General features: G+C 48.0%; 8 protein-coding genes. All 8 read right to left on the minus strand.

Annotated features, from left to right (window positions below; translation table 11 throughout):
- Positions 1-321 precede the first annotated feature (321 nt).
- Positions 322-486, minus strand: coding sequence for a hypothetical protein (locus KBW69_RS00915; protein WP_257279573.1), 165 nt, complete (start codon positions 484-486; stop codon positions 322-324).
- 571 nt (positions 487-1,057) lie between these two features.
- Positions 1,058-4,120 (minus strand): ankyrin repeat domain-containing protein, encoded by a 3,063-nt coding sequence (locus KBW69_RS00920; RefSeq protein WP_257279574.1) that lies wholly within the window; start codon positions 4,118-4,120, stop codon positions 1,058-1,060.
- A gap of 431 nt (positions 4,121-4,551) precedes the next feature.
- Positions 4,552-8,124, minus strand: a complete 3,573-nt coding sequence (locus tag KBW69_RS00925) for an ankyrin repeat domain-containing protein (RefSeq protein ID WP_257279575.1) — start codon at positions 8,122-8,124, stop codon at positions 4,552-4,554.
- A gap of 128 nt (positions 8,125-8,252) precedes the next feature.
- The gene (locus tag KBW69_RS00930; protein WP_257279576.1) at positions 8,253-9,527 is read right to left on the minus strand and encodes a WD40 repeat domain-containing protein; all 1,275 of its coding nucleotides are present in this window, start codon (positions 9,525-9,527) and stop codon (positions 8,253-8,255) included.
- A gap of 2 nt (positions 9,528-9,529) precedes the next feature.
- Positions 9,530-10,441 (minus strand): hypothetical protein, encoded by a 912-nt coding sequence (locus tag KBW69_RS00935; RefSeq protein ID WP_257279577.1) that lies wholly within the window; start codon positions 10,439-10,441, stop codon positions 9,530-9,532.
- A gap of 18 nt (positions 10,442-10,459) precedes the next feature.
- Positions 10,460-10,840 (minus strand): WD40 repeat domain-containing protein, encoded by a 381-nt coding sequence (locus KBW69_RS00940; protein WP_257279578.1) that lies wholly within the window; start codon positions 10,838-10,840, stop codon positions 10,460-10,462.
- Positions 10,841-10,874: 34 nt separating this feature from the next.
- On the minus strand, positions 10,875-11,648 hold the full coding sequence (locus tag KBW69_RS00945) for a hypothetical protein (protein WP_257279579.1): 774 nt from the start codon (positions 11,646-11,648) through the stop codon (positions 10,875-10,877).
- A gap of 365 nt (positions 11,649-12,013) precedes the next feature.
- Complete coding sequence (locus tag KBW69_RS00950; RefSeq protein ID WP_257279580.1) at positions 12,014-12,451, minus strand: hypothetical protein; 438 nt, start codon at positions 12,449-12,451, stop codon at positions 12,014-12,016.
- Positions 12,452-12,661: the final 210 nt, after the last annotated feature.

Here is a 12,661-nt window from a genome sequence, read left to right on the forward strand (position 1 = left end):
AACCTGATTTTCAGGCAGCAGCTTCAGGGCGATGGGTGCAGGGTTAATGCTTTTTGTTTCGAACAGTAAGCCAGATGGCAACTGCAAACAGAGGCAACCCAAAGACCAGAGTCAGAATTAAATATTGTTGTCCTGTATCCATTACTCATCCTCCAGTCGGTAGGAGCCTGACCGAGAATAGCGCCCGTAGCGAGGATGGCAGAAAATTGAGGATGAAAATTCGGTTTTGTGAGGAGAATAGCGAGCTATTTGACGAACAAAAGCGGATTTTCAGACCAATTTGCTGCCGCCGCAGTAGGGCAGCTATTCTCGGTCAGGCTCCTAGGCAATGTACCCAAACAACAACACCAGCGATGAACCAAACACCTCCAGTTCGAATAAAAAGGGTGATTCTGGAACGAGAGGGCCGAGCATACAGAGTGCCAGAGGTACTTTCACCAGATCATAGAATAGTTTGGACAAACTATCACACTGATTTTTATTCATTGATTTTACCTTGTCATTTCCTGAAAGGACATCATAGACCATGGAACTGGAGGCCTACCTGTTAGCATCTGCTTTTAGCTGTTGGCTGCACGCCGTGAATACCTGACCGGGGCGGGCTGTGATAGTAATTTGTGATTCAGGGGCTGTCCCGGATCTTATTTGACTGCTTTGTGGCTCTGCCGGTTGAGCCTTTAAAAGGTGTTTCAATCCTTGCTCATGACTCTGTACATCTGGTGCTTGCTAATAGAGCCAGGCTGGCGCGCGGGGTGGGAAAGAAAGACAAAATACAAACTACAGTGCACTTATGATCAGGTTGCGCATGGCGGCTTTTTACTTCGTACCGGCAAAACTCTCTCAAGCATAGCCTCGTTTTATCCCATGTATATCTCTAGTCTCCTCCAAAATTGATGCAGCTATTTTTCGGAGTGCTACCTGAAGACTAAAGTCGAAAAACGTTGGTGAAAAGGCGTTTATTCAGGATGGTGAGATCAAAGACACCGAGCCGAGTTTGGCGCGTGTGAGATGGAGATTTAAAATAATCAAGAATTGGTTCTCCTCGCAATTTCATTGCTCACTGTTGAAGGCTGCCCGATGGTTGGGCTTCATAGTCTTCAAGAAGTTTCTTGCACTTTCTTTGGCCAAGCTCGATAGCCAAGTCAAGAGCCGTCCAGCCAGCGTTATCCTTCTCTTTGGCCAGTGCGCGGTCAAAGTCCAGCAATGTCTGGATGGCCTCTGTTTGACCATTAAGAGCGGCTAAGTGGAGAGCCGTATTGCCATCGTCATCCTTCTCTTTGGCCAGTGAGCGGTCAAAGTTCAGCAATGTCTGGATGGCCTCTGTTTGGCCATCACGAGCAGCTAAGTGGAGAGCCGTTTCGCCATATTCATCCTTCTCTTTGGCCAATGAGCGGTCAAAGTTCAGCAATGTCTGGATGGCCTCTGTGTGGCCTTTAACAGCAGCGTATTGGAGAGCCGTCCAGCCAAAAAGGTTATCCTTCTCTTTGGCCAGTGAGCGGTCAAAGTTTAGCAATATCTGGATGGCCTCTGTTTGGCCATTACGAGCAGCTATGTGGAGAGCCGTATTGCCATCGTCATCCTTCTCTTTGGCCAGTGAGCGGTCAAAGTTCAGCAATATCTGGATGGCCTCTGTTTGGCCATTATGAGCAGCTACGTGGAGAGCCGTCCAGCCACGGTTATGCTTCTCTTTGGCCAGTGAGCGGTCAAAGTTCAGCAATGTCTGGATGGCCTCTGTTTGGCCATTACGAGCAGCTTTGTGGAGAGCCGTTTCGCCATTGTTAGCCTTCTCTTTGGCCAGGGAGGGGTCAAAGTTCAGCAATTCCCTGATCAACCTTGTGTTGCCAGTGCGGGCAGCAGAGTGAAAATCCCGAAGGCGCTGGGATCGGTCACTGTCCAACAATACCTGGGCCTTGACGGTCTCTGTGTGGCCTTGACGAGCAGCTAAGGCTGCGTGTGTAGCTGTCTCACCATCTTTAACCTTGTCTTTGGCCACGGAGTGTTCAATGACAACTTCCGGTACAAACAGTGGCGGAGCTGATGGCTCAGGATCAAGACTTGATGAAGCCAAAGGCTCTGAAAGCGGTGCCGACAATCCAACAAATGATGCTTCAAGTTTTTCTCGCTCTTTCTTCAACCAGCCAAGTCGCAGTGACCTGACTTGAAGCAGCTCGGCCTGTTGAAACAGCTCGTCCCAGCTGAGTTCAGGGTTGGTCTCCAACAGTGTTTTCAGAAGCTGCTGATGCTCAGGGTTACCCAGACTAAACCAAGACAATGCAGCTGCAGGTGAAGCATGCTGTAACAACATCTGAAGTACAGAGACACCGGCATGGTTGAAACGCTTAAGAAACGACCGGATGACTGCCGGTGAAGTATATTGAGCCAGATCGTGAAGCACGGTTCTGTTGTTACGATCTGTCTGATTCAAATCCTCAGCGACTATCGGTAAATCGAATTGTTGTAACAGGTCGAGCAGGCTTTCTTCCGTTCCTAAACGAATCATGAAACGGAACAGAGTCAGAGTATTGTCCATTAAAGGTGTTCCCAGTACCTGCCCTCTATAGTGAGTGCACTGACTTTGGGTATGATTTTGTAGCATTATTTGGCGAGCTTGAACGGTACCGGCAGTGGGTCTGAATTGTTGACACTGGTCGCATGTTAGATAGTGCCTTTCTGCGTGAGGCAGTAGTTCCTGAAGCAGAAAACCGCTCTGTTGGCAATCCAGACAAGCTAGCCTTAATCCGGCTTCTGACGCATACCTGTCCAGATTCGCTAACACCTGTCGTTTGCTGACGTGATATTTGGTTTGAAGCAACCTGATGGTGTAATAATCAACATCCGCGGACAATGCATTATGAGTGTAATCAGTACCTTTATTATCAGGTTCTGGATAATTCTGCCCTGGCTGGCCTTGTTTTTTTTCATTGTTGTGTGCCTGACTGCCTGAATCACTCTGTTTGCTGCCTTTATCCACTGCGGGATTTGGTGAAGTTGTGCTTTCGGAGTTTCCCAACTGTAGGGTTCCGGGGGGTGTCTGAGTCTTGGTCTGTCTTTTAAAGGTGCGTTCCAGTTCCGAGTATTCAAACTCAAGACTGAACTCAGTATCTGGTAGTTCCAACACGATAGCCAGTTGCTTTCGGAGGGATTTAAGGATTTCTTCAGATAATGGGCTGGGCAGTTCATCTGAGTCTGCCGTCAGCTCCAGAAGTTGTTGTATCAGATGCTCCCTGCCACTGAGCCTGGGTGCGAGCCAATGTAAAAGCTCCCGTGTATTAAGCAGCTTATCCGCCAGCTCCCGGGATTCAGCCAGACTGATTCGAAAGGTAAAAGGCGGCGAATCACCGAACCGTACAACAATCGTTAATCCTTCGGGTTGTGTATTGGTAAGCCAGTGGTACATCCCGACAAAAGGCAGATGATCACGCCAGTTAGCCGGCAGGCTCAGAGTGGGCAGGAGAATCAGGTCGACCATCATTTTGTCAGGTACTGGCATAAAGGGCGGTCGTCTGAAATCGTTGAAATCGTCAGTGTCGTAGCCACCACCTGAAGGGCTTTGAAACAACACAGGCTTGATTGGCAGGCCAACAGTGGGAACTGCCCCGGCATTTTGAGTATCGCGCGTTTTTTCTACTCGCCCATCTACCACTAAAAAAGGCTTTTTTGAACGCAGATATTGTCCTGATGTGAATGGATACGGGTGATTAAAAGACTCCGGGCAAGGCTGGCTTTCTTTAATCGCCATTCTGCCCGTTTGCTCACTCAACCTAAGCATATAAAGATGGGTTGATTGATCACTATCAGAAAAGGGGATAGGTGCAACAGCACTGGCTTCATAAGTAAAGCCCTGAGAATCTACGCTTTGTGCACAGGCGATAAATGGCTGGTTGACCTGCCCGAAAATAGTGACTTCGCCAGTAAAAGACTGTGCTCGTTTGCCCTGAGTTTTTGTAGCAACACTTGCCGACCTGGCTCGAACGGTTATAGAGGAATCACTTTGTTGGTTTACAGGCAACTGCCATTCCAAATATTCACCAGTGGCCACTTCAGGATTTGTGAAAAAGGAAAGGACTGTTGCTACAAATGCTACAGCGAACAACTGTAGAAAGGTGTAAAAGCTGTACATTGCCAGACCGGTTAGGTTGCTGAGTTTATACAGGGTAGTCTGTTTTTTTGACACTGCGAATTGGAATAAGTCTTATGCTAGTACGTCACTTCAATGAGTTTGATGTGAACAATCTACGTTCATCCTGAGCGGAGTCGAAGGGCGCTAAGGGTAATTGGCAGGGTCTTGATTGTTGGTTCGGAGTCCACATCCTTCGACTCCGCTCAGGATGAACGGGGAGCTGTATGGATATCAAGGCTTAGCTGCACTAGTCTCTCCCAAAATTGATGCAGCTATTTCTCGGCGTGCTAGCTGAAAACTAAAGTCGAGAAACGTTGGTGAAAAGAAGTTTATTCAGGATGGGGAGATCAAAGGTACTGCGCCGGGTTTGGCGCAGTATGAGGTGGAGGTTTGAAATAATCAAGAATCGGTTCTCCGCACAATTTTATTGCTCACTGTTGAAGGCTGCCCGATGGTTGGGCTCCATAGTCTTCAAGAAGTTTCTTGCACTTTCTGTGGCCAAGCTCGATAGCCAAGTCGAGAGCCGTATCGCCATATTTATCCGTCTCTTTGGCTAGTGAACGATCAAAGTTCAGCAATGTCTGGATGGCCTCTGTTTGGCCCTGTTCAGCCGCGAAGTGGAGAGCCATTTCGCCATCGTTATCCTTCTCTTTAGCCAGTGAGCGGTCAAAGTTCAGCAATGTCTGGATGGCCTCTGTTTGGTCTCTAAGAGCAGCTATGTGGAGAGCCGACCAGCCATCGTTATTCTTCACTTTGGCCAGTAAGCGGTCAAAGTCGAGCAATGTCCGGATGGCCTCTGTGTGACCATTACGAGCAGCTAAGTAGAGAGCCGTCCTGCCAGCATCATCCTTCTCTTTGGCCAGGGAGGGCTCAAAGTTCAGCAATGTTTGGATGGCCTCTGTTTGGCCATTATCAGCAGCAAAGTGAAGAGCCGACCAGCCATCGTCATCCTTCTCTTTGGCCAGTGAGGGGTCAATCTCCAGCAATTCCATGATCAACCTTGTGTTGCCACTGCTGGCAGCATCGTGAAAATCCCGAAGGCGCCTGGATCGGTCACTGTCCGACAATACCTCGGCCTTGACGGTGTCTGTTAGGACAAGAGACGCTTTGTTGCCGACGGCTGCCCGTAAGACCTTGGCGGTCTCTTCGTGACCCATGTGGCAAGCCAAGTCGAGAGCCGTATTGCCATTGTTATTCTTCTCTTTGGCCAGGGAAGGTTCAATTTTCAACAATATCCGGATGGCCTCTGTGCGGCCATTACGAGCTGCTTCGTGGAGAGCCGTGTTGCCATAGTTATCCGTCTCTTTAGCCAGTGAACGGTCAAAGTTCAGCAATGTCTGGATGGCCTCTGTGTGACCCCAAAAAGCAGCCATGTGGAGAGCCGTGTTGCCAAATCTATCCTTCTCTTTGGCCAGTGAGCGGTCAAAGTTCAGCAATGTCTGGATGGCCTCTGTTTGGCCATGACGAACAGCAAAGTGGAGAGCCGTTTCGCCATCCTTATCCTTCTCTTTGGCCAGTGAGCGGTCAAAGTCCAGCAATGTCTGGATGGCCTCTGTTTGGCCGTTATAAGCAGCTTTGTGGAGAGCAGTTTGGCCACGGTTATCCTTCTCTTTGGCCAGGGAGCGGTCAAAGTTCAGCAATGTCTGGATGGCCTCTGTTTGGCATTGATTAGCAGCTTTGTGGAGAGTAGTTCGGCCATGGTTATCCTTCTCTTTGGCCAGTGAGGGGTCAATTTCCAGCAATTCCCTGATCAACCTTGTGTTGCCAGTGCTGACAGCACGGTGAAAATCCTGAAGGCGCTCGGATCGGTCACTGTCCAACAATACCCTGGCTTTGACGGTCTCTGTGTGGCTTTGAGCAATAGCAAAGTGGGATGACTTTGCCCCATCAGGCAACGAGCTTTTTTCTTCTGGCTTCACTTTAGGTCGAACATCAAACACTTTCGTCACAACAATATTAGGCAGTCGGATGGTTGTTAATTGATTGGCTGAAATACTCTTGCGGCAGTGAGAACACTCTTTTTTGTCTTCTACCCAACGGATAATGCAATCTTTATGGAAGAGCTGACCGCAACAGGAAGTGGCCACAACATTTTCGACCATTGCCTCCATGCAAATTAGACACTCCATATGAGCTACTGCGTCAAACAGCGGCGGAGCTGATGGCTCAGGAACAAGCTCTGACGAAGCCAAAGGCTCTAAAGGCGGTGCCGAAAATCCAACAAATAAACGCTGAAGAAATGACTGGATGACTGCCGGTGAAGTATATTGAGCCAGATCCTGAAGCACGGTTCTGTGGTTACGATCGGTCTCATTTAAATCCTCAGCGACTATCGGTAAATCGAATTGTTGTAGCAGGTCGAGCAGAGTTTCTTCCGTTCCGAAACGAATCATGAAACGGAACAGAGTCAGAGTATTGTCCATTAAAGGGGCTCCCAGTACCTGCCCTCTATAGTGAGTGCACTGACTTCGGGTATGGCTTTGTAGCATTATCTGGCGAGCCTGAACGGTACCGGCAGTGGGACTGAATTGTTGACACTGGTCGCATGTTAGCCAGTGCCTTTCTGCGTGAGGCAGTAGTTCCTGAAGCACAAGCCCGCTTTGTTGGCAATCCAGACAAGATAGCCTTAATCCGGCTTCTGACGCAGGCCTGTCCAGATTCGCTAACACCTGTCGTTTGCTGACGTGATACTCGGTTTGAAGCAGCCTGATGGTGTAATACTCAACATCCCCGGACAATGCATTATGAGTGTCATCGGTAGGTTTGTTATCAGGTTCTGGATAATTCTGCCCTGGCTGGTCTTGTTTTTTTTCATTGTTGTGTGTCTGGCGGACTGAATCACTCTGTTTGTTGTCTTTATCCGCTGCGGGATTTGGTGACGTTGTGTTTTGGGAGTTTCCCAGCTGTATGGTTTCGGGGGGTGTCTGAGCCTTGGTCTGTCTTTTAAAGGTGCGTTCCAGTTCCGAGTATTCAAACTCAAGACTGAACTCAGTGTCTGGTAGTTCCAACACGATAGCCAGTTGCTTTCGGAGGGATTTAAGGATTTCTTCAGGTAATAGTTCATCTGAGTCTGCTGTCAGCTCCAGAAGCTGTTGTATCAGATGCTCCCTGCCACTGAGCCTGGGTGCGAGCCAGTGTAAAAGCGCCCGTGTATTAAGCAGCTTATCCGCCAGTTCCCGGGTTTCAGCCAGGCTGATTCGGAAGGTAAAAGGTGGCGAATCACCGAACCGTACAACAATCGTTACTCCTTCGGGCTGTGTATTGGTAAGCCAGTGGTATACCCCGACAAAAGGCAGATAGTCACGCCAGTTAGCAGGCAGGCTCAGAGTGGGTAAGAGAATCAGGTCGACCATCATTTTATCAGGTACTGGCATAAAGGGCGGTCGTCTGAAATCGTTGAAATCGTCAGTGTCGTAGCCACCCCCTGAAGGGCTTTGAAACAACACAGGCTTGATTGACATTCCGACAGGGGGAATGGCCCCGTAATTTTGAGTATCGCGCGTTTTTTCTACTCGTCCATCTACCACTAAAAAAGGCTTTTTTGAACGCAGATATTGCCCTGATGTGAATGGATACGGGTGATTAAAAGACTCCGGGCAAGGCTGGCTTTCTTTAATCGCTATTCTGCCCATTCGCTCACTTAACGTAAGCATATAAAGATGGGTTGATTTATCACTATCAGAAAAGGGGAAAGGTACAACAGCACTGGCCTCATAAGTAAAGCCCTGAGCGTCTAAGCTCTGTGCACAGACGATAAATGGCTGGTCGATCTGCCCGAAAATAGTGACTTCGCCAGTAAAAGACTGCGTTCGTGTGCCCTGAGTTTTTGTAGCAACACTTGCCGACCTGGCTCGAATGGTTATAGAGGAATCACTTTGTTTTTTTATAGGCAGCTGCCATTCCAAATATTCACCAGTGGCCACTTCAGGGTTTGTGAAAAAGGTAAGTGCTGTTGCTACAAATGCTACAGTGAACAACTGTAGAAAGGTGTAAAAGCTGTGCATTGCCAGACCGGTTAGGTTGCTGAGTTTATTCAGGGTAGTCTGTTTTTTTGACACTGCGAATTGGAATAAGTCTTATGCTCGTTTCCCTTGAAATGGTAAGGTCTAAATCTGACTTAATGTCTGAAATACTAATCTGCATCAGAGTGTTCCGAGTCAGCCTGGAGTGCTGCTATATCCCAAATTTCAGCGGCTTCGATGTTGACAGTTAACAGCCAGACCACTGCGTGGTCGAGTTCAATTTTGTAGTAACCTCCACCGGTATGAAAGGTATTAAGCAACTTTGCTTTGCCATCGACTGGTATATGTTGAATATCCCAGAGCCTGATATCACAGTCGCTCCGGGTGAATACTCGAGTGTTGTTGCGGGTAAAAATCGCTTGTTTAACTGCGCAGCCATGGTTCATCGTTGCAAGAAGCTTAGGACTATTCTTTTTAATCTGGGTTCCATCCCAAAGTTTGGCGGTATGGTCACCGGAAGTGGTGACAATATAACGACCTGTTGGGTCAAAAGCGATAAAATATACATCCTCATCATGTCCCATAAATGCCAATGGATCAGTATCTCCGCTGATAATACTATCCATATGCCACAACGCGGCACAGTTGTCACCAACCATAGAGACGCCAATTTGCCTGCCCTCATGATCGAAGGTAACAATGTATGGGCTTCCTCCGTCTTCATTAAGCTTAATATGACTGGGAGTTTTGCTTTTAATTTTGCTTAAATCCCAAAGTTCAGCAAATGACCAATAATAATTTACATGTATTCCACTCAGAACATAACGACCTGTAGGATGAAATTGAATAGAAACTGCTGGGTAACTTTTTACTTTGGCTAACAGCTTCGGTTTATTATCCTCAAGTTGATAGGTATCCCACACACCAAGATAATTATCGCCATCGTCATTATACCCAGCCGCTAATTTGTCACTTTTACGACTGAAATCAAATGAATAAATACCATTAAAGTCGTTATCCAATGTTGCCAGATAGGGCAAAGTACCATTACTCACCCTGGCATACCATAACTTCAGGGAATTGCCTGCAATACCAACTAATCGACCAGTCGCATCAAGTTTTATTCTAAAATCCTGGGAATCCAATACCGGACCTTTTACTTTTACTAGCGCTGTTGCCAGAGTTCGATTAGTCCGTGTCATATCAAAAAGGCCAAGATGGGAGTAGGTATCACCGGCCTGATTTTTTCCTTTGGCAGCAACGTATAATCGTTCCCCCGTTAAATCAAAGGTCGCATCCACCAGTTTATCGCAGCAATCACAAACATCCCGAGGTTTAATTATGATGACGGGCTGGTTATCCTGCCCAAATACCACTGGACTGGCCACCCAGAAGGCGAACCCTACAACCCGGCAGATCATCCAGCCTAAAGCCTGCGCTTTCATTGTCATTCTCCAACAGAACTTTTTTTACCTGAGGGTCTCACCTGCCTGATACTTAATTGCCAGAGTTTTGCCGTGAAGTCATCGGAAGCGGTAAGAACCTGCAGGAACGAATTATGTAGCAGCCCACGAATGAACGGAGGCATAAAAATGTCTGGTTTTAAGGCAACTGGATTGAAGCAAGCTGAATTCACTGAATTTGGGTGATGCAGGGTGTTCACCAGCAACGGCTTTCCTTGGCTGATAGCCGTCATATCCCAGACACCAGCCGTATAATCTTCTGAAGCGGAAACTGCCCAGTGACCTTTAGTGTCAAAGCTGACATCCCGTACCGGTGCTGCATGTTCAATGGTGGCCAGTAATTGGGCGCTATGCTTTTTTTCTGCCCCGGAGGTGTCCCAGTATTTTGCAGTATGGTCATCCGAGTAAGTGAATAATTTTGAACCGGCCGGTTGCCAGGTCAGGCCAGTGACTGAACCATTATGCTTTATAGTAGTTAACAGTCTGGCTGCGCCGCTGGAGATTGCGCTGAAATCCCAGAGTCTTGCGGTATGATCGTCGGATGCCGTTGCAGCCAGAGTATCCGTAGCCGGATCGAAAGCCCCCTGATAGACAGGGCCATAGTGCTTCAGCGTCGCTAATAATACAGGGTTTTTGTCTTTTATCCGGGTTATATCCCAAAGCCTGGCCGTCCAGTCTGCTGATACAGTCAACACTTGTTCCGCTTTGCTGCTGAAGACAGCCTGAAATACGGTAGCATTGTGCTCCATTGCTGCCAGCTGCGTCACCTTGCCTGATTCGACCTGGCTAAGATCCCAGAGTAGAGCCGCCCCTTCGGTGCTGACTGTCAGCAGCAAGTTGCCTGATGGTGAAAAGCTGGCATAAAGGACGTTGCCATTGTGATTAAGGGTTGACATTAGTGTGGGGAAATTCGCTTAGGGATGGTTAGCCACCCAGATTTTTGCCGAATTGTCGTTGGAGACGGTCACCAGTAAGCTGTTGTCAGGACTGAAAAATGCACCATTCACCCCGTTATCATGAGGAAGGTTTGCCAGCTTTTGAGCTACTTTTTCTATGGGTTGGCCGGTAGTGTAAAACTTTGCGTAATGATCCGCCGACGCTGTGGCAAACCATCGCCCATCGGAGGAGAAAACGGCCTTTTTTACGCTTCCGGCATGGAAGGCATTGGCGACCATTTCCGGTGCATCGTTCGGGGCAGCTTTTGTCAGGCAGACAAAGGCTGAGAATAACACTAAGAAAAAGAACCTGACTTTCCGGGGGTGCTGCTTATGAAGAACGTGAATCGTGATTTTCATAAAAGGCATTAACTCAGTGGTTATGGAAACCCCTTCAGTTTTCTGGGGAAATCCTTTGGTAGGTAATGCGTTTTGAGTATCGGTAATAACAGGCCACCGGGGTCACTATTGCTACAGCCAGTAGAATGACACCACCGGAGATGCCCAGAGCCAGTGCAAGATCATTGGATTTTTTTTGGCTGCTGTTGTGATCAATGCAACCCTGAGGATAAGTATTGGTTTTACCATAAACTTGCCACTGGGCTGCACAGTCGCAAACATCCCCACAGTCTTCGGGGCACTGAACCTCTTCACAGCCCTGGTTATTGCTGCAAAGCACGGGATCATTGGGTGACTCCCTCCAACCACTTGGATAGACAGTAATATCGCAGGTTTCTACTGTTTTGAAATTGCTGCAGGTGCCTGTGCCATAGCCTCCCTTGCAGCTGTCAAACTGCACATCATCACAGGAAAAGTATTGCAGCTGGCAGGGTTTACCGGATGTTGGCAGGCAGTTGCCTGGTGTCGTTTCCTGCCAGCCTTCGTGGCCGTGGCCACGGCAGTCATTATCACATTTTAGCGATTCACAACCGGAAGCATGCTGGCAATGGGTGCGACCTCCCGAACCAGCAAAGCTGGATTGATGGGGTACAAAGTGAACTGTGCAGCCCGTTTTCTGAGCATCGTTGTAACACCGGCCCAAACCATAGCCATTCTGGCAAAAGTCCAGCTTGAGCTGGGAGCATTTAAAGAAGCGTAACTGACAACTTCCGTCGTTTAAGCCAGTGGCGCAGCCCTCGGGCAAAATCGATGTATGATTGTTGAGCATCCAATGAGCCTTACACGACGGGCATGATAATTTTTCACAGCCATCCGGGTTAGAACAGCTTTCGGTCTGGTGATTTGGCAAAACTTTTGTCGTACAGCTTTCTCCAGACACGGGGTTTTCGCAGTGTCCTTTTCCAAACCCCTCTCTACAAAATTTAAAAAAAGCGTTATCACAATGTAAAAACCTGAGCTCACAACTTCTCCCCCGGTTTGCTGCACAATTACCGGGAACGACTTCCGTTTTATGATTGAGCTGCCAGGAGCCTTGACAACCATCGGTGCAAGCGATGCTTTCACACCCACTCTGGTGATCACATTTAAGATGATGCCCATTGACCGTTTTATTAAAAGGATCAGGGTAATAATTCACAGTACAGTTTCGGTTGGAGTGCTCGATGTGCTGACATAACCCAGTGCCATAGCCCTGATAACAAAAATTGAAATCGACCTGGTTGCACTTAAAAAACTGTTGTTTGCAACTGTCGTCTGTTGAGCCGGGAATACAAAAAGCAGGTTCAAAATGAATGTCACCGTTAAGCCCCCACTTTGCAACACAGCTGCAAGGTATTGACGAGTCATTGACACAGTCCTGAGGGCAGCTAACCGCCTCACAACCATCAGCTTCGTTGCAAGTGACTGGCTGGCCTCTGTAGCTTCCGGAAAAACCTTTGGGAAAAGTGACCATTGAGCAGGTTTCGTTAGTGACACTATTTGTGCACCGACCAGCCCCGAAACCACTTTTGCAGCTATTAAGAGAAGGGTTTGCGCATTGAATATGTTTAAGTTGACAGTTGTCGTCCGCATGGGCCGGTAACTGACTCAGCAGGAATACAAGCAACACAATACTGGGCTTTGGCGTGAAGTATTCTGGAAATAGCATCTATGCCACCAGCGGGTTGCCAATAATCAAAAACCGATAGGAGTCTAGTAGAGAGTGTTCTTTTGTTCTATTCGAAAGCCACACTTTTTTCGTTTTATACATTGAGGCCTGACTTCAGAGTATCTGAATTCAGG

This window comes from Endozoicomonas sp. ISHI1, assembly GCF_024606225.1.
Taxonomy (GTDB): domain Bacteria; phylum Pseudomonadota; class Gammaproteobacteria; order Pseudomonadales; family Endozoicomonadaceae; genus Endozoicomonas_A.